The 26,834-nt window shown below is 38.2% G+C and carries 26 protein-coding genes; 12 read left to right on the top strand and 14 right to left on the bottom strand.

Translation table 11 applies throughout. The features are described from left to right. Window positions 1–28: 28 nt before the first annotated feature. On the bottom strand, window positions 29–436 hold the full coding sequence (locus tag HX005_RS17535) for a DNA polymerase III subunit chi (RefSeq protein WP_107008537.1): 408 nt from the start codon (window positions 434–436) through the stop codon (window positions 29–31). Then, a complete protein-coding gene (locus tag HX005_RS17530; protein WP_107008536.1) occupies window positions 429–1,883 on the bottom strand; it encodes a leucyl aminopeptidase in 1,455 nt (484 codons plus the stop codon). Before HX005_RS17530 ends, HX005_RS17535 begins: the two co-directional genes overlap by 8 nt. 147 nt (window positions 1,884–2,030) lie before the next feature. On the opposite strand from HX005_RS17530, the gene lptF reads away from it, so the two are divergent. The 4 genes from lptF (at window position 2,031) to HX005_RS17510 (ending at window position 7,065) form a co-directional block, all read left to right on the top strand. After that, complete coding sequence (gene lptF, locus HX005_RS17525; protein ID WP_107008535.1) at window positions 2,031–3,131, top strand: LPS export ABC transporter permease LptF; 1,101 nt, start codon at window positions 2,031–2,033, stop codon at window positions 3,129–3,131. Then, window positions 3,131–4,201, top strand: a complete 1,071-nt coding sequence (gene lptG / locus HX005_RS17520; RefSeq protein ID WP_286378331.1) for an LPS export ABC transporter permease LptG — start codon at window positions 3,131–3,133, stop codon at window positions 4,199–4,201. The genes lptF and lptG overlap by 1 nt, the downstream gene beginning before the upstream one ends. 124 nt (window positions 4,202–4,325) lie before the next feature. Continuing rightward, complete coding sequence (gene gpmI, locus HX005_RS17515) at window positions 4,326–5,873, top strand: 2,3-bisphosphoglycerate-independent phosphoglycerate mutase (protein WP_286378330.1); 1,548 nt, start codon at window positions 4,326–4,328, stop codon at window positions 5,871–5,873. 19 nt (window positions 5,874–5,892) lie between these two features. Then, a complete protein-coding gene (locus HX005_RS17510; RefSeq protein WP_107008532.1) occupies window positions 5,893–7,065 on the top strand; it encodes a S41 family peptidase in 1,173 nt (390 codons plus the stop codon). Between the two features lie 7 nt (window positions 7,066–7,072). On the opposite strand, the gene HX005_RS17505 is transcribed toward HX005_RS17510, so the two are convergent. The 3 genes from HX005_RS17505 to gacA are packed head-to-tail and all read right to left on the bottom strand — an operon-like array spanning window position 7,073 to window position 10,735. After that, window positions 7,073–8,482, bottom strand: a complete 1,410-nt coding sequence (locus tag HX005_RS17505; RefSeq protein WP_286378329.1) for a sigma-54-dependent transcriptional regulator — start codon at window positions 8,480–8,482, stop codon at window positions 7,073–7,075. Window positions 8,483–8,499: 17 nt separating this feature from the next. Next, the gene (locus tag HX005_RS17500) at window positions 8,500–10,077 is read right to left on the bottom strand and encodes a sensor histidine kinase (RefSeq protein WP_286378344.1); all 1,578 of its coding nucleotides are present in this window, start codon (window positions 10,075–10,077) and stop codon (window positions 8,500–8,502) included. Between the two features lie 22 nt (window positions 10,078–10,099). Beyond that, window positions 10,100–10,735 carry a response regulator transcription factor GacA gene (gene gacA / locus HX005_RS17495; protein ID WP_107008530.1) on the bottom strand — a complete coding sequence of 212 codons (636 nt, stop codon included), beginning with the start codon at window positions 10,733–10,735 and terminating at the stop codon, window positions 10,100–10,102. 255 nt (window positions 10,736–10,990) lie between these two features. Here gacA and HX005_RS17490 point away from each other — a divergent pair, with 255 nt between their 5' ends. Further along, entirely contained in the window at window positions 10,991–12,034 is a 1,044-nt protein-coding gene (locus tag HX005_RS17490; RefSeq protein WP_373431887.1) for a serine hydrolase family protein, read from the top strand. Between the two features lie 104 nt (window positions 12,035–12,138). Then, the gene (locus tag HX005_RS17485; protein WP_286378328.1) at window positions 12,139–12,897 is read left to right on the top strand and encodes a hypothetical protein; all 759 of its coding nucleotides are present in this window, start codon (window positions 12,139–12,141) and stop codon (window positions 12,895–12,897) included. A 115-nt stretch (window positions 12,898–13,012) separates the two neighbouring features. On the opposite strand, the gene thrC is transcribed toward HX005_RS17485, so the two are convergent. The 4 genes from thrC to xerD form a co-directional block, all read right to left on the bottom strand. Beyond that, window positions 13,013–14,152, bottom strand: coding sequence for a threonine synthase (thrC, locus tag HX005_RS17480; protein WP_107008527.1), 1,140 nt, complete (start codon window positions 14,150–14,152; stop codon window positions 13,013–13,015). A gap of 132 nt (window positions 14,153–14,284) precedes the next feature. Beyond that, a complete protein-coding gene (locus HX005_RS17475) occupies window positions 14,285–15,589 on the bottom strand; it encodes a homoserine dehydrogenase (protein ID WP_107008526.1) in 1,305 nt (434 codons plus the stop codon). A gap of 129 nt (window positions 15,590–15,718) precedes the next feature. Beyond that, on the bottom strand, window positions 15,719–16,528 hold the full coding sequence (locus tag HX005_RS17470; protein ID WP_286378327.1) for a DsbC family protein: 810 nt from the start codon (window positions 16,526–16,528) through the stop codon (window positions 15,719–15,721). A gap of 121 nt (window positions 16,529–16,649) precedes the next feature. After that, window positions 16,650–17,567, bottom strand: a complete 918-nt coding sequence (gene xerD, locus HX005_RS17465; RefSeq protein WP_107008524.1) for a site-specific tyrosine recombinase XerD — start codon at window positions 17,565–17,567, stop codon at window positions 16,650–16,652. Between the two features lie 172 nt (window positions 17,568–17,739). Between xerD and HX005_RS17460 the strand changes: the two genes are divergently transcribed. From HX005_RS17460 to ftsW, 6 genes are all read left to right on the top strand, one after another. Continuing rightward, window positions 17,740–18,009: a FeoA family protein gene (locus HX005_RS17460; protein ID WP_107008523.1), complete on the top strand. Its 270-nt coding sequence runs from the start codon at window positions 17,740–17,742 to the stop codon at window positions 18,007–18,009. Continuing rightward, a complete protein-coding gene (gene feoB / locus HX005_RS17455) occupies window positions 18,006–19,865 on the top strand; it encodes a ferrous iron transporter B (protein WP_286378326.1) in 1,860 nt (619 codons plus the stop codon). Before HX005_RS17460 ends, feoB begins: the two co-directional genes overlap by 4 nt. A 30-nt stretch (window positions 19,866–19,895) precedes the next feature. Continuing rightward, window positions 19,896–20,147 carry a DUF6587 family protein gene (locus tag HX005_RS17450; RefSeq protein WP_107008521.1) on the top strand — a complete coding sequence of 84 codons (252 nt, stop codon included), beginning with the start codon at window positions 19,896–19,898 and terminating at the stop codon, window positions 20,145–20,147. A 76-nt stretch (window positions 20,148–20,223) separates the two neighbouring features. Beyond that, window positions 20,224–20,607, top strand: a complete 384-nt coding sequence (locus tag HX005_RS17445; protein WP_286378325.1) for a hypothetical protein — start codon at window positions 20,224–20,226, stop codon at window positions 20,605–20,607. Window positions 20,608–20,803: 196 nt separating this feature from the next. Next, the gene (gene murD, locus HX005_RS17440; RefSeq protein ID WP_286378324.1) at window positions 20,804–22,150 is read left to right on the top strand and encodes a UDP-N-acetylmuramoyl-L-alanine--D-glutamate ligase; all 1,347 of its coding nucleotides are present in this window, start codon (window positions 20,804–20,806) and stop codon (window positions 22,148–22,150) included. Window positions 22,151–22,171: 21 nt separating this feature from the next. Continuing rightward, a complete protein-coding gene (gene ftsW / locus HX005_RS17435) occupies window positions 22,172–23,368 on the top strand; it encodes a putative lipid II flippase FtsW (RefSeq protein WP_286378323.1) in 1,197 nt (398 codons plus the stop codon). 39 nt (window positions 23,369–23,407) lie between these two features. On the opposite strand, the gene HX005_RS17430 is transcribed toward ftsW, so the two are convergent. The 5 genes from HX005_RS17430 to HX005_RS17410 all read right to left on the bottom strand — a co-directional run bounded on the left by HX005_RS17430 (window position 23,408) and on the right by HX005_RS17410 (window position 26,808). Then, window positions 23,408–23,635 (bottom strand): zinc-ribbon domain-containing protein, encoded by a 228-nt coding sequence (locus HX005_RS17430; RefSeq protein WP_286378343.1) that lies wholly within the window; start codon window positions 23,633–23,635, stop codon window positions 23,408–23,410. A 72-nt stretch (window positions 23,636–23,707) separates the two neighbouring features. Beyond that, window positions 23,708–24,628 carry a tRNA glutamyl-Q(34) synthetase GluQRS gene (gluQRS, locus tag HX005_RS17425; protein ID WP_286378322.1) on the bottom strand — a complete coding sequence of 307 codons (921 nt, stop codon included), beginning with the start codon at window positions 24,626–24,628 and terminating at the stop codon, window positions 23,708–23,710. Between the two features lie 3 nt (window positions 24,629–24,631). Continuing rightward, the gene (gene dksA, locus HX005_RS17420) at window positions 24,632–25,159 is read right to left on the bottom strand and encodes an RNA polymerase-binding protein DksA (RefSeq protein WP_107008516.1); all 528 of its coding nucleotides are present in this window, start codon (window positions 25,157–25,159) and stop codon (window positions 24,632–24,634) included. 208 nt (window positions 25,160–25,367) lie between these two features. After that, window positions 25,368–26,177 carry a 3',5'-cyclic-AMP phosphodiesterase gene (gene cpdA / locus HX005_RS17415; RefSeq protein ID WP_286378321.1) on the bottom strand — a complete coding sequence of 270 codons (810 nt, stop codon included), beginning with the start codon at window positions 26,175–26,177 and terminating at the stop codon, window positions 25,368–25,370. A gap of 10 nt (window positions 26,178–26,187) precedes the next feature. Further along, window positions 26,188–26,808, bottom strand: a complete 621-nt coding sequence (locus HX005_RS17410) for an NUDIX domain-containing protein (protein ID WP_107008514.1) — start codon at window positions 26,806–26,808, stop codon at window positions 26,188–26,190. Window positions 26,809–26,834: the final 26 nt, after the last annotated feature.

Genomic DNA, 26,834 nt, shown 5'->3' with positions numbered 1-26,834 from the left:
CCTTTTCGGCGCTTTAAAATGACTTTCTTTATAATTTAAATGTTTGAGGAGCAAAGCCTAAACGTCGATAAGTTTTATACTTTTCACGTCCTATCTGCTTAGCAGGCTCATCATTTTCAATTATTTCAATAATGTGACTAAATTGTCCAACTTGATCAAGTGCTTGATTGTTAAAATTAAACACTATCCATTCAGCTTGGGTTGGCAAATGTGCAGAAATACAAATCGGTGCATCTTTTTGGTCAATGCCATGTGCTAGAAAACTAGCAGGGTCAAATGTCCAAAGTAGCTCATCAAGTTGCTGTTGAACCTCAGGATCTGGACAATAAATCCAAATTTTTGCATGCTGTTTTGAGATCTTGCGGCAGAGACGACAAGTGCTTTGCACTCGTCGTTCTGGGCTTTTTTCAAAAAGATAAAAGCTAATTTTAGCCATTGGCTTTAACACGATTGGCAATGAATTGCATTAATAGCGGTACAGGACGACCTGTTGAGCCTTTTGCTGCACCAGATAGCCATGCAGTTCCTGCAACATCTAAATGTGCCCAACGGTATTCACGTGTAAAACGTTGTAAGAAACATGCCGCTAAAATTGCACCTGCTTGTGGACCTGCACCACTGATATTACCGATATCAGCAAAGTTTGAATCTAGCATATCTTGATAATCATCAATGACAGGTAAACGCCAAACACGGTCAAAGCTTTCTTCACCTGCAAGATTAATTTCTTGAGCAAGTTCATTATCTGGGGTAAATAAACCACTGAGTACTTTACCCAAAGCAACGACACATGCACCTGTTAACGTTGCGATATCAATCACCACCGCAGGATTAAAGCGTTTTACATAGGTTAAAGCATCACATAACACTAAACGACCTTCAGCATCAGTGTTAAGAATTTCAACAGTTTGCCCACTCATTGTTGTCACGATATCGCCTGGGCGAGTTGCATGACCTGATGGCATATTTTCTGCCGCAGCAATCGTACCGACAACATGAATTGGAAGATTTGCTTCACATAAGGCACGTAATGTCCCAAGCACAGATGCAGCACCACACATGTCATATTTCATTTCATCCATGCCAACGCCTGGTTTAAGTGAAATACCACCTGTATCAAAAGTAATCCCTTTACCCACTAAAACAATAGGTGCTTGATCTGGATTGGCTTTATATTCAAGGGTAATGACACGTCCTGGACGTTCCGAACCTTTACTTACAGCAAGGAAAGAGTGCATGCCTAAATCAGCTAACTGCTGTTCTTCAAGTACAGTAACTTTTAAAACATCAGGGAACTCAGCAGCAAGCGCACGTGCTTGATCTGCTAAATATTCAGGAAAACAAATATTGGCAGGACAGTTACCCAAGTCACGAGCAAGATTTTGACCTTGTTGTACTGCCTCAATTAAACTAATTTGTGCTGCATCAAGACTGGTATGTGTCGAAACAAGCTCAATATCAGTTAATGAAAATTCATTTTTTTTACTTTTGAATTCATCATAAGCATAAGCTGCTTGAGTTAAATTTAATGCAAAAAGATAATGTAATTCATTTGGCAAAACAGAAATATCAATACTGATTTGTTTGAATTTTTTTTGTGATGCTTTGATAATGATTTGTGCGATTTTTGCTAATTTTGCAGCTTTTAATTCACTCGCTTGATCAACTCCGACTAAAATGCTGTAAGCATTCTGTGTGACTTGACCAACCAAGGTTAAAGTTTCTGCAACACTTGCTTTAAATTGTGCCGCGCTAATTGCAGTATCTAAATCTTTGATTTGATAGTTAGATTTTACTTCTGATAAGTTGTCTGAACTTGCCAAAATAAAAAGTGCTTGGCTTGATGCACTGCTTGTTACTGAAGTATTAATGCTTAATTTCATATGCGATCTATATGCCTTTAGAGACGTTTGAAAACATTAAACCATTGAAACACTACCAATGATAGAATTTCAATGTGGTTTTATATTTTTAACATTCGGGTAAAATACTAAAACGCATATTCACCCAACTCACTTTGGAAGATTCCCTTGATTATAAGACGTTATCTCGTCAAACAAGTTGTTTCAACATCTTTAGTTGTTGTCGCACTGCTCACACTCATTATGATGGGTGGACGTTTGATCAAGTATTTTGGTGTTGCAGCACAAGGGCGCTTAGATGCCACAATTTTATTTAGTATCATTGGCTACCGTTTACCTGAATTTTTAACCCTTATTTTACCACTGGGATTTTTCATTGGTTTAATGCTGGTTTTTGGTCGTTTATATGTAGATCATGAAATGGCGGTACTCAATGGGAGTGGTGTCAGTAAAATTCAGCTTGCGCGCTTATTGATTCCTTTAACGATCATTTATTTATTTGTACAAAGTGTACTGATGATCTGGATGTCACCATGGGGCATTCGTGAATATGAAAAACTGGTTTCAACACAAGCTGTTCGTACAGGTTTCGATCTCGTCCGACCCAAAGAATTTATTTCATCAGGTCCTTATACCATCTATGCAGGTTCATTATCTGACGATCGTAAAAATTTAAAAGATATTTTCTTTTATCAACGTGCTCAAAAAGAGGGTAAACCTGATGTCATGATTTTGGCAAAAGAAGCAACGCGTGTTGAAGTTGCTGATGATACGGCAAACGTTGTGGATTTATTGCAAGGTCGTCGTTACGAGATTTTCCCAGGTACAGCAAAATATACACAAGCTGAATTTCAGTCCTATCGTCTACGTTTAGAAAATGACAAAGAAGCTAAGTTTGAAAGTAACGAAGTCGAAGCTTTATCTTTCTCTAAACTGCTCAAAAATACCGATGATCCTGTTGTTGCGAGTGAGTTGGGGTGGCGGATTTTTGTACCATTTAGCATGATTGTGGCATTGATGTTAGCCACAGCGTTGTCTGAAGTGAGTCCACGACAAGGGCGCTATTTAAAGTTATTTCCTGCTTTGCTGATTTTTGCGAGTTTAATTGTTGCACTCATGGCAATCAAAACCCGTATGAGTAAAGGTGAAATTGGAATTTGGGCATATCCTGCTGTTTTACTATTTTATGCAATTGGCGCAGCACTATTTTCCCGTAAGCAAAAATTAGCACCTAAGATTAAGAAACAAATTCAGCGAGTGAAATCATAATGTTAGCACGTAAAATTGTCGCCAAGCATGTGGTCAATACAACAGCGCTCGCAATGTTGGGTGCAACAGCTGTATTGTCAGTCTTACAGGTTTTATTTACTTATTTAGGCGAATTAGGTGATTTAAAAGAAGGCTATAATGCTTGGAATGCGTTGCAATATGTCTTGTGGGGCGCACCCAAATACCTATATGAAATTTTACCTATTTCAGCGCTGATTGGTGCAGTACTTGGACTGGGTTCAATGGCATCAAATAGCGAATTGATTGTGATGCGTGCCTCAGGAATTAGCCTATGGCGTATTGTGGGCTGGGTCATGCGATCAGCCATGCTATTGGTGGTACTGTCTTTTATTCTCAGCCAATTTGTTGTGCCTTATACCAACGAACAAGCTAAAAGTATCAAAAGTAAACAAAGTGTTGCAGCTTTAGGTGAAGTTAAAGGCTATTGGACACGTGAAGGGCAGCGCTTTATTTATATTGATTATGCCAATTCAAAAGGTAATCTAAAGCAAGTACAAGTTGTTGACTTCGATCAAGATTATCGCATGAAGTCGCTTTTGAATGCTGAGCAAGGTAATTTTGTTGAAAATGGTCAATGGAACCTCAGTCAAGCGACACAAGTCAACTTACAAACAGATGGGCGAGCAACCCTTAACCGTGATAGCCAGCATAATTTAGCTTTAGCATTACAACCAAAATATGTGCATATGGTGACAATTGACCCTGAAGATTTAGCACCAAGTCAATTGGTAAGCTTTATGCGCTATATGGATCAATATAGCCAAGTACCCAAAACATATGCATTGGCATTTTGGCAAAATGTTGGTTCGCCATTTGCTTTATTAGCGTTGGTCTTGATTGCCTGTTCATTTATTTTTGGACCATTGCGTCAACAGTCTATGGGCTTTCGTTTAGTGATTGCTCTATTTGTTGGACTTGGTTTTTACTATATTCAAGACTTTTTAGGCTATGCGAGTTTGGTTTATTCACCATCTCCTGCATGGTTTGTATTTGTACCTATTGCATTGATGTTTGGTGTCGGTAGTTATTTATTATATCGAGCGAGATAGTAATTTTTCTCATTTAAAATACTGATGGTACTTATAAATGAATACCATCAGCTTCACATAGAGTCTGCCGTAAAAAAACGGTAAGATATGACGATTAATTTGTAAACAGTAAAGAGTGAAAATTATGACGGATGCAACTGCTGGCAAAATCCCTCACGTTCTAGTGATCATGGACGGTGTGGGTCATCGTGAAGCGGTCGAAGATAATGCGTTTTTAGCAGCAAAAACGCCAAATCTAACCATGATGCAAGACAAGCATCCGCATAGTTTAATTTCAGGTTCTGGTGAAGATGTCGGTCTACCTGATGGTCAAATGGGTAACTCAGAAGTCGGTCACATGAACTTGGGCGCAGGTCGTGTGCTATATCAAGACTTTACTCGTATTACCAAAGATATTCGTGATGGCGCTTTTTTTGAGCATGAAGTTCTCGTCGATGCTGTAGAAAAAGCCAAAGCGGCAAATGGCGCAGTTCACATCATGGGTTTATTGTCACAAGGTGGTGTACATTCACATGAAGATCATATCGTGGCAATGTGTGAGTTGGCATTGAAACGTGGTGCTAAAGTCTATTTACATGCTTTCCTTGACGGACGTGATACACCACCACGTAGTGCACAACCTTCATTAGAAAAGTTGGATGCTTTATTTGCACAATATCCAAATCAAGGTCGTATTGCGACGATGATTGGTCGTTATTTTGCGATGGATCGTGACAATCGTTGGGATCGAGTGGAGCAAGCTTACAGTTTAATGACCGAAGGCGAAGCGCTTCGTGTTGTTGACTCTGCGGTTGAAGGCTTGGAACAAGCATATGCAGCCAATGAAAATGATGAGTTTGTAAAAGCGACTCGCATCGGTGAGATTGCTAAAGTTTCAGATGGTGACAGCATTGTGTTTATGAATTTCCGTGCAGACCGTGCACGTGAAATCACCAAAGCTTTTGTTGAAAAAGACTTTGCAGGCTTTGAACGTAAAGTTGTACCAAATCTGTCTAAATTTGTCATGTTGACACGCTATCAGGCAACGATTGATGCACCTGTTGCGTATATGCCTGAAGAACTTAAAAATTCAATTGGTGAATACTTATCTTCATTGGGCAAAACTCAGTTACGTATTGCCGAAACTGAAAAATATGCACATGTGACATTCTTCTTTAGTGGTGGTCGTGAAGATGAATATGTAGGTGAAAAGCGTATTTTGATTCCATCACCAAAAGTTGCAACCTATGACTTACAGCCAGAAATGAGTGCACCAGAAGTCACTGAACAATTGGTTGCTGCGGTGAACTCTGGTGAATATGACTTATTGGTGGTGAACTATGCCAATGGTGATATGGTCGGTCATACAGGTGTTTTTGATGCCGCAGTCAAAGCTGTTGAAGCTGTAGATACAGGTTTAGGTCGCCTATATGAAGCAGTGATGGCAAAACATGGGCATATGATTATTACTGCCGATCATGGTAATGTAGAACAAATGCAAGACTATGTCAGCGGTCAGGTTCATACTCAACATACCACTGAATTAGTGCCATTTATCTATGTTGGTCCAACTTCAGCAACCATTGCAGAAGGTGGTGTATTGGCCGATGTTGCTCCAACATTGTTGAATCTCATGAATATTCCTGCACCAAAAGAAATGCAGGGACGTAATTTAATTACGCTAAATCCATAAAATCAAAAAAGGTGAGTGAATGGCTCAAGCTTGGAAATACATTGCTGTTTTAACAGGGTTAATTGCCAGTGGAAGCCATTCTCTTTGGGCTGCGGAGCAATCCGTAGTCCTAGACTTTGATAATGAAATAGAACAAGGGACTACAGAAGTTCCGATTGAGTCCATTGAACAATTTGTACAGATTTATGGCTTAGTGAAAGACAACTATGTACAAGAAAAACCAGATGACACATTATTTTTACAAGCAATCAAAGGGCTTGTTGGTGGACTAGACCGTTACTCGCGTTATTTAAGCCCAGAAGAATATAAACAATTAATACAATATACAGAGGCAGATTTAGCGACTGTCGATTTTAAACTGATCTTTGATACACATATGCATCAGTGGCAAATTAGTCAATTAAAAGAAAACTCAGATGCAGCGAAACAAGGATTAAAAGAAGGTTTTACGGTTTTTAAAATTGATAATCAAGAGTTAAAAAATTTAAATGCCGAACAAGTTGAAGATCTACTACATGGTTCAATCGGTTCTAGTTTTCAACTACAGTTAAACCCTAAAAGCACTGCCATTACGTTATTGCGTAATAAAAAATTAGAAATCGCTGATATTGAACCTATGTTATTACATAATCAGGTTCTGCTTTTAAAAGTAAAAGTTTTTCAACAAGATACCGCAAATGAAATTAAACGTATTTTAGAAGAATATAATTCGCCTCGTTTAAAAGCTGTCCTTATTGATTTGCGTAATAATCCTGGTGGACTGTTGTCTGCTGCGGTTGAAACAGCCGATTTATTTTTAAATCAAGGAACGATTGTTTCAACTAAAAGTCGTTCAGAAGGCAATCAACAATTTCAAGCTTTGCCTGGAAATGAGTTCCCAAATATTAAAATGGGGATCTTAATTAATCATCGTTCGGCATCTGCTGCAGAAGTTTTTACTGCTGCAATGAAAGAACATCAACGTGCTTGGGTCATTGGTGAGAAAAGCTATGGCAAAGGCGTTGTACAAAAGCTTTTTCCATTGCCTAATGGTGCGGCATTGCAAATGACAGTGTCACATTATTTTACCCCGAAAGACAGCATGATTGATGGTACAGGCATTGCTCCAAATCAAGAATATACGTGGTCTTTAGATATGAAAGAAGACACATATTTAAATAATGTGTCTGAACTTTTGTTAAAGCATCACTAGCCTAACTTTAGTCTTCTTCGCTATCTAAACCAAACTTTTTTAAACGATAACGCAAAGATCGAAAGGTCATACCGAGTTTTTTCGCAGCCAAAGTTCTATTCCAATGGGTTTGATTGAGAGCGTTTAGAAGAACCTCTTTTTCTACATTTTCTAAAAACTGCTCTAAACCTTCTGAAGGAATATTATTGGAAATGGGCTGCGTGGCTAAACGTGGCTCGATATTCATTTGTTCTTCAGTTTTCTCAACGTTAAAATTACGTTTCTGTGAATACTGAAGGTGTTCAATACCGATCACATGTTCATCACATAAGGTGATGGCACGTTCAATCATGTTGCGTAGTTCACGAACATTGCCTGCAAAAGGCTGCACTTGTAAAAAACGTTTTGCATCTTCATTTAAAACTTTACTTGGAATATCCCATTCCAAACAAATATTTTTAATAAAATGATGTGCCAAGATAAGAATATCTTTGCCACGTTCCCTTAAAGGTGGTAAGTGTAAGTCCATGACATGAATACGGAAAAATAAATCTTGACGAAATTTTCCTTGTTGTACACGTTCTTCTAAGTTTTGATTTGTTGCGCTAATAATCCGAAAATCAACATCAACTTCTTGATCACTGCCTAAAGGACGAATTTTCTTTTCTTGTAACGCACGTAATAACTTGGTTTGAGTGGTCAACGAAAGTTCAGCAATCTCATCTAAAAATAAGCATCCACCATTTGCAGATTGGATTAAACCTAGTTTATCAGGTGTCGTTCCTGCACTTGTTGCAGTCACAGAACCAAATAATTCACGTTCGATTAACTCTTCTGAAATTGCCCCACAATTAATCGCGACAAATGCACTATCACTGCGGTTACTTAATTTATGAATTAAGTGGGCAACAACTTCTTTTCCTGTACCCGATTCACCAGAAATAAAAACAGGGGCTTGTGAGCGAGCTACTTTCTTGATGGTTTCTTTCAATTTCAACATTGGTTTAGATTCACCAATAAGAAGTTGATGCTCAAGCTGTAAATTATCTTCACTAAAATCCACTAAAGGCACATGTAAAGCTTTCGTTAAAAGTTGGTGCAAATGCTGTTGATTAATGGGCTTATTGACAAAATCAAAGGCACCTGCCTTTAAGGAAGCAATCGCAATTTCCATATTTCCATAAGCGGTGAGTACCGCAATAGGAACTTTAGGATAATGCTGTGTAACATGTTTAACCAAGTCTAAACCACTCCCATCAGGAAGATTTAAATCGGTAATACATGCATTGTATTTGTGTTCACTAAAGAACAATTTTGCCTGTTGTAGATGATGTGCAATATGTGTTTTGATCCCCATTCGTGCCAAAGTCATTTGCATTAGCACGCACAAGTCATGCTCATCGTCCACAAGTAGAACTAATGGTTGTCGTGTGGTCATATCCCCAATAACCTAAATTAAGTTTTAAATGGGCACTCTATTCGGAAGCATGCCCCTTGTTGTTTTTTCTGCTCTATGTAAATGAGCTTTGCTTGATTTGCTTCACAGATACTCTGCGATAAATATAAACCTAAACCTGTACCATTAATTTCAGTCGTAAAAAATGGTTGAAATAATTGCGCTAGGTTTTGATGTGTAATACCTTGACCGAAGTCTATCACATCAATAAACAGATGTTGAGCCTCAGTATGCACTAGAATTTGGATAAAATCAGCATCATGTGAATTATGTCTTATCGCATTACGAATGAGATTAATCAAAACTTGTCTTAACTGTGAATCATCAAACTGAATTACATAGTTTTGCGGCAGACTTAACGCAATTTTATTTTTTACATCTGCTAAGTCATTGATGAATAAATCTTTAAAAAATACTTCAAGTTGAATGTCTGATATGGTGGTTTTTTTATTTTTTGCCATATCTAAAGTTTGTTGAATAATATGGTTAATACGATGCGTCTGCTTTTGAATCATTTGATTGAGCATGAGGCGTTGCTCTTCATCAGCATCTAAATTTAACTCATTGGCTTGCGAAATTGCGGCAAGTGGGTTGCGAATTTCATGGGCAATACTCGCTGAAAGTTGCCCTAAAGATGCCAATTTGAGCTGTTGTGCTTTTTGATTAATTTTCTGTGCATCTTCTAAAGTTAAAAGGCTTAAAGCTTGATGTGGAACGAGAAGCTTTTGTACACGAATATCAATCGTATAATGACTTTGCACTGACTCAAATTGAAAACGTTGCCCATCCTCTAAAGGTCGTTTTTGTAATAAATCAAATAACTCTTTTTGAAATTTGATCAATGAATATTGTTCATGTGAATAGGCATATAAAGGTGCAATTCCTAATAAAGAACATGCCGCAGGGTTGCATACCACAATGCGATAATTTTCGTCTAAAACCAAATAGCCGAGTTCAATTTGTTCTAAAATATAACGATTAATATTTTGTAATTTTAAAAGTTCTAAAGACTGTAGAGAATTAATCGTTTCTAAAACTCTAAAGCGTTGAATTGAAATTTGTCCTATGCCATACACAATAAAAAATAGAAAAGCCAAAAGGGCACTATTACTAATATTATTGAGATTAGAAATGTCTAAAAAACTACCAACAAATTGTTGATAAATTACGGCAATGACTGAAATAAGAGTAACAATTAAAGCTTCATTTTTTTGCAGTAAAAAATTGGCTGAAAATACCATAATCACAAAAAGCAGACTGATCGAAAGATTTGGTCCACCTAAGGAAAAGGTTAAAGTACTTAAAAATAAAATATCAACAATAAAAATAGCAAAGAGCTGCTGTGCAATAAATTGATGGATAAATCTAAGCGCAAGTAACTGGATTAGACTCATCACAGCAAAAATAATTAAGCTGTCAAAATACAATTTGCTATGTAGATAATTGAGTCCATTATGTTCAGATGTGAACAAAAAAATGCTGATGAGACAGAAAGATAAAGTGAGTCTATAAACTGAATATAATGTGCCTAAACGGTAAATGGTTTGTTGAAGTGAGTTTGCTACCGCAGGCCACATAGTATTCATTTTTATGCCAAATTTATGGTTTGATTAAACCATAGCGTATTGCTAAATGGGTTAATTTAACATCGCTATCAATGCCTAACTTTTCAAAAATACGATAACGATAAGTATTGACCGTTTTGACACTAACAAAAAGTTTATCAGAAATTTCTTGTGCGCTAATACAATTGACAACCATCATCGCCACTTGCATTTCACGTTCAGATAACGCATCGAAAGGAGAGCTTTGGTTGTCCGACAAATAAGAACTTGCAAGTTGTTCGGCAATATCAGCACTAAAATATTTACCACCTTGCATCACTTTATTAATTGCACGAACCATTTCAGAGATCGGAGCACCTTTCGTGATATAACCACGCGCACCTGCTTTTAATAATAAAGAAGGATAAGGTTCTTCTGCTAAACCACTCACAGCTAATACTTTAGTGTCAGGGGCGGTCTGTAATAAACGACGTGTTGTTTCAACGCCACCAATACCGGGCATATTAACATCAAGTAAAACAATATTAGGGTGTTGTTGGCGGACAATGGCGATGGCTTCTTCACCTGATTCAGCTTGACCAATGACTTGAATATCAGCTTGATCTTCAAGCATACGACAAATGCCCGTACGTACTAATTCATGGTCATCTACCACTAAAACCGTGATCACTAAGACCTCCTTATATTTTCAAAAAAGCAACTTTTTTGTTACACAAAGCAAAAAGTACTTGCAATGTCATAACAAAATTAGCAATGCTATTCGTAATCTTTCTTAAACTTTTATGCACAATGACGTAGCTAATTTGATTATTCAATATTAGTCATGTTTGAGTATAAATGTAAGTCATAATTGAGGTAATTAGCAATAGTGCAAAAAGCCTCCCTGAATGAGTAAGTTACCGTGATAAAGTCAAAAAAAACGTTAATGCATGCCCTGTCTGCAGCAGTGCTACTCAGTTTGAGTTCGGCAAGCTTTGCAGATCTTGTAAATGTTTCAGGGGGGACACAACATGCTTCTATGAGCTGGTCAGCCGATGATGCGAGCCAGTTACTCAATGGCGATATGTCAGTCAGTGAAGATGACGACGAACCATCTCCACCAGGTTCTGTGACCTATTTATCTGCGCCACCAACTAAAACATATACAACAACGACAACAGCCGCAGCACCAATTCAGCAATCTGTTCAAATTTCAGATACTAACCGATATTTAAACCAGCCTTCTGTAAGCGCACGTGCTGCTTTGGTCATGGATGCAAATACTGGTGAGGTGCTTTATAGTAAAAATACCAATACTGCTTTACCTATCGCGTCTATTACCAAGTTAATGACGGCTGTGGTCACAGCAGATGCTCGTTTAAATATGTCTGAAGACATTATGTTGCAATCAATTGATTTTGCTGGAGCTGGTGGTAAAAATTCAAGCTCAACTCTAAAAGTTGGCGATACCATGAACCGTGCAGAAATGTTACTGGTTGCATTAATGAAATCTGAAAATCCAGCAGCAGCCGCTTTAGCACGGACTTATCCAGGTGGACGCCCTGCCTTTGTTGCTGCAATGAATGCAAAAGCACGTCAATTGGGAATGAGTTCAACTTATTATACTGAGTCTACAGGTTTAGACCCACATAACATTTCTTCAGCACGTGATTTAGGAATTTTAGTGAGTGCTGCATCTCAGTATGGTTTGATTCGTCAATTCTCTACTACAGCACATTATGACTTTAATCTTGGTTATCGTATTTTAAAATCTAACAATACCAATGCAATGGTGCGTAATGGTGGTTGGAACATTAATATTTCAAAAACAGGTTATATTAATGAAGCAGGGCGTTGTGTTGTGATGCACACGACTGTAAATAACCGTCCTGCCGTTGTTGTATTATTGGGTGCAAGTACTTCGCAATCTCGTACTAACGATGCAACCAATCTATTAAATTGGGTGAGTAATTTACCAAAACGTATCTAATAAATATGATGTGAAAATAACCCTTCCATTGTGAAGGGTTTCTTATATTGGTCAATAATAACGAAGAAAAAACAATCAAGAAAATACTAATCAGGAAAACAACAATGACGACTTATGTGATTCGTGAAAACAGCTTCTTTTATGATGATAGCTATGATGCTTATGAAGGCTCTAGAATTGCCAGTTATTTTACAGATCGTGCAGCAGCAGAGGCAGAATATAAACGACTGGAAGTTGAGGCGACACGCTATATTATTTTGTGGAATCAAGAAACTTTATGGAATGCACAAGAAGCCTTTGAACCTGAATTAAAATTTTTAAAAGAGTTGGATGCTTTTGTTTTTTCTTGCTGTGGGCAACATCTTTTAGAAGATGGTAGAGTAAAAATAGAATTACCTGAAAATATGCAAGATGATGATATTTTTGAATTTGTACAGCGAGCAGGGATTCAAAAATACGAAATTTTTGAGTTTGAAGAAGAATCGATGTTTTATGCGATTTGGTTAAATTATGAAGAAGAATGGGTACAGAATGAAAGAGAGACAGGAACTTATCTTATTTATGGAATAAGTGAGGAAGCTATATGGCAGGAAGCGAATTGTGGTTATTGTATTAATAATCCAGAAGATTTTATTTTTAATGGTCAACTTGAATGTATAAGTGATGCGCCTATTTTATTACATTCAGTTTTACAGCAGCGAAAATCTATTCAATATGATGAAAAAAACCAAAAAATAACAATAGGTAAGTATGATATTGATGATATTTTAGCGATTAATCCATTGCTAAAAAAACCAATTTTTGAAGTAAAAGCATTGTCTTTACAACAAGTGTTAGAGATTGAACAGAAAATTGCACAGTAGGAATATGAACAATGGGAAGCCGAATATCGTGCTCGATTAGCAAAAAACAATCCACCACTTGAGAGTTAAAATAAAAAACCTGCACTTGGCAGGTTTTTTTACATCTATTCAAATTTTACATATTTGAAAGGATAGAATCACGAACTTGGTTAAGCTCAGCATCAATAGATAACATCACTGCATCAGCACATTGTTTGATTGCAGTATCAGGGTCTTTTAAGCCGTTACCTGTTACAGTACATACGATCACAGAACCTTCAGCAATTTTACCTGCTTTAATGTCACGGATCGCACCACCAATAGACGCAGCAGAAGCAGGTTCAACAAATACACCTTCATACATAGAAAGTAAACGTTGCGCTTCTAAAATTTCAGCATCTGTTAATTCATCAAACCAACCATTTGAATCACGAACGACTGCTTTAGCATGGTTAAAGCTTTGTGGATTACCGATACGAATTGCAGTAGCAACAGTTTCAGGGTTTTCTACAGGACCGCCACGTAAGAATGGTGCAGCGCCAGATGCTTGGTAACCGACCATGATTGGACGACCTTCTGGGTTTGGACCTGTGAATTTGTCAGTTTCAGCGTCATAAACCACTTGCTCAAACTCTTCTGCTGGCTGGTCAGCAACTGCTTCGGTATAACCCATCCAGTGTGCAGTGATGTTCCCTGCGTTACCAACTGGCAAGCAGTGATAATCAGGTGCACGACCCAAAGCTTCTACGATTTCGTAAGCAATGGTTTTTTGACCTTGTAAACGATAAGGGTTGATTGAGTTTACAATTGTTACAGGTGCTTGGTCTGCAACTTCTTTAACAAGACGCATACCATCATCGAAGTTACCATGAATTTGTAAAGTCACAGCACCATACATCATTGACTGCGCCATTTTACCCATAGCAATTTTGCCTTCTGGGATTAAAACAAACGCTTTGATGCCTGCACGTGCAGCATAAGCGGCAGCAGCAGCAGAGGTATTACCTGTAGATGCACAGATGATTGCTTTAGAGCCTTCTTCTACAGCTTTTGTTACAGCCATGGTCATACCACGGTCTTTAAATGAACCAGTCGGGTTTAAGCCCTCATACTTCACATAAATTTCAACATTTTTACCAATAAGACGTGGGATATTATCTAATTTAATGAGTGGAGTATTCCCTTCATTTAAAGAGATAGCACGTGTAGTTTTAGATACTGGTAAGCGGTCACGATAGCGATCAACAAGTCCTGTATAGCGATTTGCATTAGACATGAGGGTGTTCCAAGTGTTATGTAGAGCAAATAGAGATATTTGTTAATTGTCCTAAGATCGGCATATTCAATGAATTGAGTTGCATGATCACTCCTCTTCAAATCAGAGGAGTTTAGGACAATTTAAACCCGATTAGTTATCAAGCAATTCTAAACGAATTCGTACGATTTCGCCATGAATCACAGGTAAAGCTTGAATTTGAGATAAAGCTTCGTTCATTTTTGATTCAACGACTGGATCAGTTAAAATCACAATAGGAATCAAATCTTTTAAGCGCGGTTGCTGCATGATGGCATCAATACTGATCCCTGCACGGCTGAGAATAGTCGTCACATCAGCAAGTACACCTGTTTGGTCTTCAGCATTGATACGGATATAGTAACCCGTTGTCATTTCGTCACTTTCTAAAATAGGAAGGTCTGAAAGTGCCTCAAATGCCAACTGTGGAATCGTTCCTGCACCATCTTCTGTATAAATAATGTCACGAACAATATCAACCACGTCAGCAATGACCGCAGATGCAGTAGGACCCGCACCCGCACCTGCGCCGTAATACAATGTTGGACCAACAGCATTGGCTTGAACCAAGACAGCGTTTTTCACACCATTAACATTGGCGATTAATTCTTCTTCAGGAATTAAGGTTGGGTGAACACGCAGTTCAATGCCTTTTGCTGAACGGCGAGCAATACCTAAATGTTTAATACGATAGCCGAGCTCTTCAGCATATTTGACATCTTGTGCTGTGATTTTGGTAATACCTTCGGTATACACTTTGTCAAATTGTAATGGAATACCAAATGCACAAGACGCAAGAATAGTCAGTTTGTGTGCAGCATCGATTCCTTCAACATCAAATGTTGGATCTGCTTCAGCATAACCGAGCTCTTGTGCTTCTTTAAGTACATCATCAAATGCACGACCTTTTTCACTCATTTCAGTCAGAATGAAGTTGCCTGTACCGTTAATAATGCCTGCGAGCCAGTCAATTTTGTTGGCTGCCAAACCTTCACGAATCACTTTGATAATTGGAATACCGCCAGCAACCGCAGCTTCATATGCGATTTGTACATGATGGTCATCGGCTGCTTTAAACAGTTCATTACCATGTTCAGCAAGCAAGGCTTTGTTGGCAGTGACCACTTGTTTGCCATGTTTGATGGCTTCCATAATCACTTCATAAGCAGGATGAATGCCGCCCATGACTTCAACAACAACATCGACATCAGGTTGACGAACGATATCAAGAAGATCTGAGCTTTGTTTGACACTCGCAGGTAAATTTAGATCTGGACGTGGGCGACGTGTTCCCACATAGGTAATTTCAATTTCACGACCGGTGCGACGTCTAATTTCAGCAGCGTTTTCTTGTAATAGTTTAAGGGCACCACCACCTACGGTTCCAAGACCGAGTATTGCCAGACGTACTGGTTTCACGTCACACTCCAAAATATATAAAAAATTTTATTCGCATTAGATCATAGCTAAAAAATGCGCCAGACTCTAGAGGCTGACGCATCTTTATATTTTTCTATAAAAAATAGTAAATTAACTTATAAATATTGGTTATTTAAGGCGTGCAACAAGCTCTTCAGCAGTCATATATGCACCAATATGTTCACCATTTGCATTATAAATTGCAGGTGTACCATTTACGCCCATTTTTAAACCTAACTCATATTGAGCACGAACAGGGTTTTTACAGCTTGCAGGTGGAAGTTGTATACCTGAAATTGCTTGATCAAAGGCGGTTTGACGGTCTGCACTACACCATACACTTTCCATTGCAGGCATAAATTGCTCGCCACGTGGCCATGCGATATAACGTACTTCTATGCCTTTGGCAGTAATTGCAGGAATTTGCTCATGTAGTTTATGGCAATACGGACAACTTGCATCAGTAAATACGTAAATGACATGTTTGGTTTTGCCTTGAGCAGGGTAGACCAACAAATCTTCGGTTTTTAATTGTGTTAAATACTTTTTATTTTCTTCAGCCTGAAGTGAATCACCAATGCTGCTGAGCTCTTTATCACCCAAACGGATCACATCACCTTGAATAAGGTATTTGCCATCACCTGTAGCATAGACAGAACTCATGCCTTCTAAACTCACCCAATATAAATTAGGCATTTCAGTTGGTTTTACATCTAAAATTTTAGCATTAATATTTGCTTTTTTTAGATGTCCTTGCAATGTCTGAATAAGTCGTTGCTGCGCATTACGTTCAGTCAAATTTGATGCTTCGCCCGTCGCAGGTGCAGTCGCTGTCAAAGTATCATCTTTTTTAGTGTCGGGAGATTTTGAGCAAGCACTGAGTGCAAGTCCACTCGCAAGCATACAAGCAATCATCAATTTTGAACGTTTTAATTGCATAAATAACTCTTTGTGTTTTTCAGCTTTATTGTGAGCAAATAAGCATAGCAAAAAAATCGGGGCAGTTCGTTAAAACTTGATTAAGGGATGGAAATTAACGACATTTGCATTTCGTCTTTGATTAGGCTCTAGGATGATATTGTTGATGTAATTGTTGCATACGAACTTGTGCCACATGGGTATAAATTTGTGTGGTAGACAAATCACTATGCCCTAGCAACATTTGAACTACGCGTAGGTCTGCACCATGATTGATGAGGTGCGTAGCAAAAGCATGTCTTAATGTATGTGGAGATAATTCTATTTGAATATTGGCTTGTAAGGCATAACGTTTAATGGCATACCAAAAATTTTGTCGACTCATGATGCCGCCATGTTGGGTTAAAAATAAATAATCCGTGCTGCTTTTATAAAGCTGAGAGCGTGCTTCATTGAGGTATTGTTCCACCCATTCACAGGCAACTTGTCCTAAGGGAACTAAACGTTCTTTATTGCCTTTACCTACAATGCGTAAATAACCTTGTTTTAAATTGATTAAATCTAGACGTAAATTGAGTAGTTCTGATACACGTAGACCACAAGCATAGAGTACCTCTAACATAGCGCGATCACGCAAACCCAGTGCTGTTGTTAGATCAGGGGCTTGCAGTAAATCCTCTATATCTTGTTCTGATAAATCTTTAGGGAGCGCACGCCCAATTTTTGGAGTTTTATGCGCAACCATAGGGTTGTCTAAGCGAATTTTTTGTTCACGTAAAAATTTATAAAAAGAACGCAGCGCAGATAAACTACGGGCAATGGAACGAGGGCTTTTACCTTGTTTGGTCAGTGTAATCATGACATCTGAAATATCATCATGTGACCATGTTGGCAGATATTGCGTAGAACATTCACTGCATTGAATGAGATCTGACAAATACGCATTACGCGTATGTGGGCTGACTGTTTGTGCGATTAAATAGTCTTTATAACCATTTAAAAAGCTAAGTGATTCAGGAATCGTAACAGCCGTAGGAATACGAGGTTTTTTATTGAGCATAATGAACAGAAAACTTGAAATTTTTAATCTATTTTTAAAATGTAGACTAAAAAAATAAATAAGTCGAATAAGATAAAGTGGATGAGAATTGTAATCAAACCTTACTTGGTAATTATTCTCATTTGTATGTATAATCGACACAAATATCGTTTCTTTTTTAGGGTCAGTTGCAGTGCGTTTGTCAGAATTGAAAGTGAAGCAGACTGCTATTATTACTAAAGTTAATCGAACATTAGCTGATAATTCAGGTCAACCCGATCTCGTAGCGAGTCGTTTAGAAACCTTAGGTTTTGTACCTGGTACAACGGTGCAAGTGATTACCAAAGGTATTTTTGGTGGCGATCCGATTTTAATTCAAGTTGGATTTACCCGTTTTGCATTACGTAAAATAGAAGCTGCTCGTATTGAAATTCAGCAAGAAATGCAAGGAGCTTCCGCATGAGCGAAACTTTAAGAGTCGCTTTAGTCGGAAATCCTAACTGCGGTAAAACATCACTTTTCAATCATTTAACAGGTACACGCCAAAAAGTTGCCAACTATGCAGGTGTTACTGTTGAGCGTAAGGTTGGTTCATTTACTTTAGCATCTGGACGTGCTGTTCGTGTTTTAGATTTGCCTGGTGCTTATAGTTTAGATGCTACAAGTCCAGATGAAGCGATTACACGTGATGTGGTCTTAGGAAAAATTGCTGAAGAGCAAGATCAACATGCATTTTTATGTGTGGTCGATGCAACAAACTTAAAATTACATTTAGGTTTAGTGCTTGAAATTATTGCGCAAGGTAAGCCAATTCTTTTAGTGCTTAACATGATGGATGAAGCACGTCGTCGTGGCATGCAAATTAATACTGAAAAATTATCACAGCGTTTAGGTGTTCCTATCGTGGAAACTGTCGCAGTGCGTAATGCAGGTATTGAAAACCTCATGGGAGCGTTAGATCAGGAAAAATTCCGTACACCGAATTTTGAGTTAAGTGATGTCATTTTGACAGGTTCAAATCATGACAAAGTTTCTCAAATTTTAAGAGATGTGGTGATTTTTGTTGATCAAGAAGATAAACGTACTGACTTCCTCGATAAAATATTCTTGCATCCTATTTTAGGTTTAGCGAGCTTAGCCTTGATGATGTTCGTGGTTTTCCAAGCTGTTTTTGCTTGGGCAGAACCGATTATGACCCGAATAGAAGATAGTTTTGCATGGCTTGGTGAGTTTGTTGGGCAATTTATTTCTCATCCTTTGCTCAATAGTTTGGTGGTGGACGGCATTATTGCAGGTGCTGGTGGTGTGGTGGTGTTCTTACCACAAATCTTGATTTTATTCTTTTTTATTCTGGTGCTTGAAGAATCTGGTTATTTACCACGTGCTGCATTTCTGCTTGATAAACTCATGTTTAAAGCGGGTTTAAGTGGTCGTTCATTTATTCCTTTGCTGTCTAGTTTTGCCTGTGCTGTACCTGGGATTATGGCGACACGAAGCATTAGTGATCCACGAGATCGTTTGACCACGATTTTTGTGGCACCGCTCATGACCTGTTCGGCACGTTTGCCTGTATATGCTCTACTTATTGCTGCGTTTATTCCATCACAAACAGTATGGGGCTTTTTAAATTTACAAGGTTTGGTGCTGTTTGGCTTGTATATGTCAGGCATTGTCAGTGCCCTGATCGTTGCAACGGTATTGAAGTTCTTCCAAAAAGATAAATCAGAACATGCGTTATTGATGGAACTTCCAAGCTATCGTATTCCTGATATTAAAAGTGTTTGGATTGGCTTACTTGACCGTGCCAAAATTTTCTTAAAACGTGTGGGCGGCATTATTTTTGCCTTATCAATTTTGTTATGGTTCTTGTGTACGTTCCCACAACCGCCAGAAGATGGCACTTTACCAGCGATCGATTATTCTTTTGCAGGTATGTTAGGACATTTGATGCAACCGATTTTTGCACCACTGGGTTTTAACTGGCAAATTTGTATCGCTCTTATTCCTGCGATGGCAGCACGTGAAGTTCTCGTTGCATCTTTAGGTGTAGTTTATGCACTTTCTGCAACGGATGAAGATGCTGTCACACAAGGCTTATCACAGATCATCAGCCAAGGTGATTTAAGTTGGTCATTGGCAACAGGTTTATCTTTATTGGTTTGGTTTATCTATGCACCGCATTGTTTAGCAACTTTAGCAACTGTAAAACGTGAAACAGGTTCATGGAAAACAGTTGCAGGTATGACAGCATATTTATTTGGTTTGGCTTACTTGATGTCTTTTCTGACCTACCAAATTGCAACTCATTATTTTGGTTGATAAGACCTCACAAAACTTAAGGAGTTTGAGATGGTTGAAGTATTGATTATTACAGCATTAGTGATTTGGAGTGCGATCTTTGTTTTTAAGAAGGTCTTTCCAAAATCAGCGTATTCGGTATTTTCAAAACTGGCTCAGTTGTGTCGATCGCGTGGCTGGAATGGTCTAGCAAAATGGTTGCAACCTGCGATGGTTGCAGGCTGTGGCGGTGGATGTGGTTGTTCAACTGATACATCTGAAGCACCGAAAAAAGTTGAAGTCCAAGCCGTAAAATGGAAATAAAAACTTAAAATATATCGAAAGCCATTCTAATATTAGGGTGGCTTTTTTTATGGGCTAAATAAAAATGAAAAATAAAATGCGAAAAGTGACTGTCAAAGAAAATGTGTATTTTTACAAGGTGATTTCAGGGCATTGCGATGATGATCGGGCGATTGCCATTTTAGAAATTTATTTAGAAGGTTATCGTCATACACCTTATGTGATTAATTTTCATTGTCGTGGTGATTTTTATGGGGGGACGTCACTCTCTGAAGGGGTTTTATTATTCAATACACAAACGCATCTGACTGAGTTGGTAAATTTACATCGTCCTTATTTTGTACGGCTTTGTATTTTAAAAGCTTTAGAGGAGGAGTGGGATGCCTCAACAAGGCAAGTGAATGATTTTGGGATGCAATTTTTAACGGAGTTAAATTTAGATATAGCACCGATTACGCCGAAAGCACTTCAGCATAAATAAAAAATAAAGCGATTTAAACATATTGATTTGTGATGCATGCAGATCGATGCTGAACAGGTCTGATTCAATAAAATATGACAGTTTTTTTACGCACTGACACAAAAAATCATAGATAAAGTGAAAACATAAAAAGCTTTCAAATCTGCAAAGTGCTAACATTTTGCAAGTTTCAAAATTTACTCTGAGTGGGACAAAAATGTTAATTCAACGTGGTGGCTTAAAAGTCGTTGCTGGTCTAGGTATTTCGGGTGTTTCAGCAGTTAATTTTTTACATGAAAAAGGCTACCGCGTTGCAGTAACGGATTCACGTGAGGTTCCACCAGGGCACGATCAAATCCCGACAGATGTACAAACCAGTTTTGGACAGTTTGACCAAGATTTATTATTACAAGCTGACGAAATTATTATCAGTCCAGGATTAGACCCTAAGCTGCCAGAAATTCAAGCTGCAATTGCCAAAGGCATTCCTGTGGTCAGTGAAATTCAAATCTTACGCCGTGCAACTGATAAGCCGATTATGGCAATTACAGGCTCAAATGCGAAAAGCACTGTGACGACTTTGATGGGTTTAATGGCACAAGATGCAGGTGTAAAAGCTGCGATTGGTGGAAATCTTGGTCGTCCAGCTTTAGATTTAACGCATGATGATCCAGATCTTTATATTTTAGAACTGTCGAGTTTTCAGCTCGAAACTACATCAAATTTAAATGCAGAAGTGGCTGTTGTCCTCAATATGAGTGAAGATCATTTAGATCGTCATGGTGATATGGCAGGTTATCATGCAGCAAAACATCGTATTTTTCAGGGCGTGAAAAAAGTGGTTCATAACCGTGATGATTCTCTCACACGTCCGCTTGTACCCGATGTAACACCGATGCAAAGTTTTGGTTTAAATGCACCTGATTTAAATCAGTACGGCATTTTAAGAGAAGACAACGGCACCATTTGGTTGGCGCGTGGTCGTGAACGTTTGTTGAAAAGTTCTGAGATGTATATTCAGGGGACTCACAACGTTGCCAATGCGTTGGCTTGTCTGGCTTTGGGTGAGGCGATTGGCTTGCCTATGGATAAAATGTTAGAGACGCTAAAAACGTTTAAAGGTCTTGAGCATCGCTGTGAGTTTGTCAAAGAGGTCAATGCTGTACGTTATTATAATGATTCTAAAGGCACTAATATTGGTGCGACCTTAGCTGCATTAGATGGTTTAGGCGCTGCAATTGAGGCACAAGGTGGCAAAGTTGCCATCATTTTGGGTGGTCAGGGTAAAGGACAAGATTTCACAGCATTACGTGATTCATTACAAAAGTATGCCAAAGTTGCAGTGTTGATTGGTGAAGATCGCTCGATCATTGAAAAAGCCATTGAAGGCACAACAACGTTATTACACGCCGCATCTTTACAAGAAGCTGTTGCATTATGTCAGCACAATACGCAGCCCAATGATGTGGTGTTATTATCTCCTGCTTGTGCGAGTTTTGATATGTTTACAGGTTATCCTCAGCGTGGTCATCACTTCGTTGAATATGTAAATGCTTTAAACTAAAAGAATCATAAGGAAATAAGTATGGCTGGGTTTGCTCAGACAACGGTCAGTAAGATTAACCAAATGCTTGAACGCTGGATGCCAAAAATTCCAGCAGAAATTACGCCACGTAATGTCCTCATTTTCTGTGTAATTTCCTTATTGTGTTTAGGTACAGTGATGGTGGCTTCAGCTTCTATGCCGTATGCAGAGCGTATGCATGAAGCACCATTTCACTATGTCATTCGGCATACGATATCTATCATTGTTGCTGCTGTGGCTGCATTTTGTGTGTATAAGGTTTCTCTCAATATATGGTTTAAAAATACCTTTCCACTCTGGTTAATTACCATTGCGCTTTTGCTGGCTGTTTTATTGGTCGGGCGAGAGGTGAATGGTTCAACACGTTGGATCAGTATTGGTGGTTTTAGTTTGCAAGCCACAGAAATTGCTAAAGTGATGATGGCAATTTTTACCGCAGATTATGTGGTACGACGTGCCGAAGAAGTCCGAAGTAATATCAAAGGTTTGGTACGCCTAGGCGTGATTATGCTACTGACGGTAGGACTCATTATTGCTGAACCAGATTTAGGCGCAACAGTCGTTATTGCGGTTTCTATGTTAGGTGTATTCTTTCTTGCAGGAGCACCTTTAATTCAATTTGGTATTGCATTTGGGGCGATTTTAGCTGCATTTGTATTTTTAATTGTATTTGAACCCTATCGTTATGAACGGTTAATGTCCTTTTCTAATCCATGGGCAGATCCACTTGGAACAGGTTACCAACTTTCAAATGCACTGATGGCTTTTGGGCGTGGTGAATGGACAGGCGTAGGCTTAGGGCACAGTATTCAAAAAATGTCTTATTTACCTGAAGCACATACTGACTTTATGTTAGCAATTTTAGGTGAAGAGTTTGGCTTTTTTGGTATTGCGACAGTCTTAATTTTATCTTTTGGGATGTTATTTTGCTGTATTCGTATTGCTCATCGTGCTTTAAAACATCAATACTTACGTGCAGGTTATCTCGCATATGGCATTAGTATCATTTTCTTATTACAGATTTTGGTTAATGCAGGTATGAACATGGGAATGTTGCCTACTAAAGGTTTAACCCTGCCTTTTATTAGTTATGGTGGTTCATCGCTCATTATGTGCGCTGTAATGATCAGCTTAATTTTAAAAATTGATGCAACAACTCAGCAAGCGAACCCTGCAAGAGAACAATCTAGTTTTTAAAAAGCTTTTTGTTTACTGATTTTTTCACTGAAAATGGTGCTATGAATGATGTTCTAGCACCATTTTTGGCATATGTGTACCACAGTTTAAGCAAACAACGGCACTTTCTTTGGGTTTGGAAATGGGAAATAATGAAATAAAAAAGACAGAAAAATAACGTCGTTGAACTTTGATTTCATATGCACTACGTGTTTTACAAACAGGACATAAAAATTGCCCTTGATCACTTTTTACAGTTTTTGCTGAAATTCCAAAAATAAAAAACATAATCATTCTTTTCCATAAAAAGAAAAAATTAGATTTAAATATAAACTATTTTATTGAAAATATGACGAAGCTTTATTGAAAGATCCCTTGAATCTCAGTACCCGTAGGAATACGCTGAACTTGCCATTGTGCGACTGCTTGAGCGAGCATCTTGTGAGGGGAGTCAAGGTCTACAGCAGCCTGCCCAAGTGCTGCAATTGCTTGCTGGAGCAATTGAGAAGCATTGTTAGGGTCAAGCGCCTGTGCCAGATTTTGCTTAGAGAGTTTTTGCCCTTGATCATTCATGGCAAGAGGAAGATGCATATATGTTAATTCAGGATAGCCAAGTAATCGACCAAGCCAGATTTGACGTTCAGTGTTATCCAGCAGATCTGCACCACGCACCACATGAGTGATACCTTGCAAATAATCATCTACAACCACAGCCAATTGATAATTAATGATGCCATCACGGCGTTTTAAGACAAAATCACCTAAATCCATTTGCAGATTAGAACAGTGCTGACCTTGAAGACGATCTTGAAAACAAATGGTTTCATCTGCTACTTTGATGCGAATGGCTTGTTGATGAAAGTCTAAGTTTTTTTCTCGACAAGTCCCTGTATAGATATGATTTGAACCCAAGATTTTACGGGTACATTCACAAGCATAGACTAATTTTTTTTGTCTTAGCTGTTCAATGATAGATTCATAATATTCTAAACGGTCTTTTTGATAAATGATTTCAACATCAGATTCAAATTCAAATGCATCTAAGCATTGCAGAATATGTTGTTCACTATTGGGATAGATTCGAGGAATATCGGTGTCTTCGATCCGTACAATCCAGCGACCATGTTGAGCTTTAGCATCACAATAACTCGCAACTGCGGTAATCAAAGACCCAAAATGCAAAGGACCGGTTGGCGATGGCGCGAACCGACCTGAATGCACCTGCCTTTTATCCCCCTCCTTTTCAAAAGGAGGGGTTAGGGGAGGATTATGCAATAACATGAATTAACCGTTATTCTGCTTCTCTTTGATCTCTGCAAGTGTTTTACAGTCGATACATAAAGTTGCTGTTGGACGTGCTTCTAAGCGACGCAAGCCAATTTCAATACCACAAGTTTCACAGAAACCGTAATCATCGTTTTTAATCGCTTCAATTGACTGCTCAATTTTACGAATCAATTTACGTTCACGATCACGAGTACGTAGTTCAATTGCGAACTCTTCCTCTTGAGTAGCACGGTCGTTGACATCAGGTAGAGAAGAAGACTCATCTTGCATCGTATTTAAAGTACGATCCACTTCAGACATTAACTCTGCTTTCCATGCAAGTAGAATCTTGCGGAAATGCTCAAGTTGCCCCTCAGACATGTATTCTTCATTTTTTTTCGGCTGATAAGGCTCAATACCAAAAAGACTAGCAGTGCTGCCACCCTCAGTCGCTTTTGGCTTGGTTTTACGTACACGTTTTACAGACTTGTCGTCCAAAGCGTCAATTTGCTCGTCCAAGATTTGGTTTTGGTTGTCATTCGCCATAAAGGGCATTCCTCATCATATACGTATGGTTTATACGTAAAAAATATGGTGATATGCAAGTATTTTTATCGCTACCGATAGAATGCTGCTATCGGGGGTCGTCATCATATAGACTTTTTCCCAAAGATGAAAGCAGTGAATTTTTCAATTTTGCTTTCAAACTTTTTCTAAGGGCAATAACTTAATGCAAAAAAAACAAAATGAAAAGCTAATAACCTGAAATTTCTTTATTTATTGTCGGTATATATCCTTCTAAACGGTAAATCGATGTTTCAAATTGCCCATCTGATTTTAAATGTAAATAACGGTAACCAGGTGCAGCCTCATCTAAAGCAAAATCTTCACTTAAAGGTTTAAACTGAGCACAAGTTGCGGGTGTAGATAAAAATTCAGTTTCTTGCCAAAGTGTATTTGATTCTTGATGTACATGACCAAATAAAACGATTTTAATATTCTTAAATTTGGCTAATACATCCGTTAATTGGTCTGTATTTTTAAGTTTATGCTGATCAATCCATTTTGATTTCATCGCAAAAGGATGATGGTGGCATGCTAAAAGTACAAACTTATCTTGTATTGAATATAACAATTCTTCTAAAAGCTGCAACTGTTCTGTTTGAATCCAACCATCTACCTGATTTGGAACAGCACTATTGAGCAAAATTAAGCGCCAAGGATCAAGGTCAATGACCGCAGGTACAAGTGCAGAAGCTGCAAATGGAAAATATTCTAAATTATCATGATTGCCTGGAATTTGAAAAAATGGAATATTCAAACGCTGCATATAAGCTTGATAGCGTTGATAAGTTGTTGGATTTGCCTCTTGTGCAACATCGCCTGTATGTATGATTGTATCAATCTGTGAATGCTGTTGTTGAATTTGTGCAATGACTTGATGAAAGTTTTGCTCAGGATTAATCCCAATAAAACCATCATTTGGGTCAGTCATCAAATGTGTATCTGAGATTTGAATCAAAATATGATCTTTGGGCTTTGAGATAACGTGATGTATTGACATGTCTACCTCCTTATCCAATTTTGAGCGCTAAGAGATGTTGTTTAAGCCATTGTAAAGCGATGATAATTGCTGCATTACATAGGCGTCCACTCTGTAATAATTCGTCCAATGCCGCATAATCAAAAATATGCAATTGGATATTTTCTCCTTCATCAGGCATACCAAAAACACCACCTGTTTCAGGCAGTATTGCTTGAGCTGTATAAAGATGAAAAATTTCATCACATGCGCCCGCTGAAGGATAAAAACTAAAGATATGTTGTAGATCGTTTAATTCACAGCCTGACTCTTCAAGGCTTTCTCTTTTTATACATGTTTCAGGGGATTCATCACCATCAAGTACACCTGCAATAATTTCAAGTTGCCAAGGTGAAACAGGGTCATCCATTGCACCAATACGAAATTGTTCAATTAAAGCGAATTTTTTTTGTTGGTCGTTATAAATGAGAACACCAGCAGCCTCTTTACGTTGAATCAATTCTCGTTGAATTGTTGGTGTATATTCAGTTTGATTAAACAAACGATGACGCAAGCTGACTTTTTCTACACGCAAAAAACCAGAGTAGAGTGTTTCACGAGATTGTATTTCAACATCTTGATGCGAATAGGTTGCGTGTTTAGTTATATTCATGAATGCGGAGGGTTAGGATGAAACAT

The sequence above is a fragment of the Acinetobacter sp. R933-2 genome (genome assembly GCF_030325485.1).
Classification (GTDB): domain Bacteria; phylum Pseudomonadota; class Gammaproteobacteria; order Pseudomonadales; family Moraxellaceae; genus Acinetobacter; species Acinetobacter sichuanensis.
The sequence above is the reverse complement of the archived record's forward strand: the minus strand, read 5'-3'. Positions and strand labels throughout refer to the sequence as shown.

Bases quoted from the DNA above. Each gene is read 5' to 3' on its own strand.
- HX005_RS17535 (WP_107008537.1), bottom strand. From the start codon at position 436: ATGGCTAAAATTAGCTTTTATCTTTTTGAAAAAAGCCCAGAACGACGA.
- HX005_RS17530 (WP_107008536.1), bottom strand. From the start codon at position 1,883: ATGAAATTAAGCATTAATACTTCAGTAACAAGCAGTGCATCAAGCCAA.
- lptG (WP_286378331.1), top strand. From the start codon at position 3,131: ATGTTAGCACGTAAAATTGTCGCCAAGCATGTGGTCAATACAACAGCG.
- gpmI (WP_286378330.1), top strand. From the start codon at position 4,326: ATGACGGATGCAACTGCTGGCAAAATCCCTCACGTTCTAGTGATCATG.
- HX005_RS17510 (WP_107008532.1), top strand. From the start codon at position 5,893: ATGGCTCAAGCTTGGAAATACATTGCTGTTTTAACAGGGTTAATTGCC.
- HX005_RS17505 (WP_286378329.1), bottom strand. From the start codon at position 8,482: ATGACCACACGACAACCATTAGTTCTACTTGTGGACGATGAGCATGAC.
- HX005_RS17500 (WP_286378344.1), bottom strand. From the start codon at position 10,077: ATGTGGCCTGCGGTAGCAAACTCACTTCAACAAACCATTTACCGTTTA.
- HX005_RS17490 (WP_373431887.1), top strand. From the start codon at position 10,991: ATGCATGCCCTGTCTGCAGCAGTGCTACTCAGTTTGAGTTCGGCAAGC.
- HX005_RS17485 (WP_286378328.1), top strand. From the start codon at position 12,139: ATGACGACTTATGTGATTCGTGAAAACAGCTTCTTTTATGATGATAGC.
- thrC (WP_107008527.1), bottom strand. From the start codon at position 14,152: ATGTCTAATGCAAATCGCTATACAGGACTTGTTGATCGCTATCGTGAC.
- HX005_RS17470 (WP_286378327.1), bottom strand. From the start codon at position 16,528: ATGCAATTAAAACGTTCAAAATTGATGATTGCTTGTATGCTTGCGAGT.
- xerD (WP_107008524.1), bottom strand. From the start codon at position 17,567: ATGCTCAATAAAAAACCTCGTATTCCTACGGCTGTTACGATTCCTGAA.
- feoB (WP_286378326.1), top strand. From the start codon at position 18,006: ATGAGCGAAACTTTAAGAGTCGCTTTAGTCGGAAATCCTAACTGCGGT.
- HX005_RS17450 (WP_107008521.1), top strand. From the start codon at position 19,896: ATGGTTGAAGTATTGATTATTACAGCATTAGTGATTTGGAGTGCGATC.
- HX005_RS17445 (WP_286378325.1), top strand. From the start codon at position 20,224: ATGCGAAAAGTGACTGTCAAAGAAAATGTGTATTTTTACAAGGTGATT.
- murD (WP_286378324.1), top strand. From the start codon at position 20,804: ATGTTAATTCAACGTGGTGGCTTAAAAGTCGTTGCTGGTCTAGGTATT.
- ftsW (WP_286378323.1), top strand. From the start codon at position 22,172: ATGGCTGGGTTTGCTCAGACAACGGTCAGTAAGATTAACCAAATGCTT.
- HX005_RS17430 (WP_286378343.1), bottom strand. From the start codon at position 23,635: ATGTTTTTTATTTTTGGAATTTCAGCAAAAACTGTAAAAAGTGATCAA.
- gluQRS (WP_286378322.1), bottom strand. From the start codon at position 24,628: ATGTTATTGCATAATCCTCCCCTAACCCCTCCTTTTGAAAAGGAGGGG.
- dksA (WP_107008516.1), bottom strand. From the start codon at position 25,159: ATGGCGAATGACAACCAAAACCAAATCTTGGACGAGCAAATTGACGCT.
- cpdA (WP_286378321.1), bottom strand. From the start codon at position 26,177: ATGTCAATACATCACGTTATCTCAAAGCCCAAAGATCATATTTTGATT.
- HX005_RS17410 (WP_107008514.1), bottom strand. From the start codon at position 26,808: ATGAATATAACTAAACACGCAACCTATTCGCATCAAGATGTTGAAATA.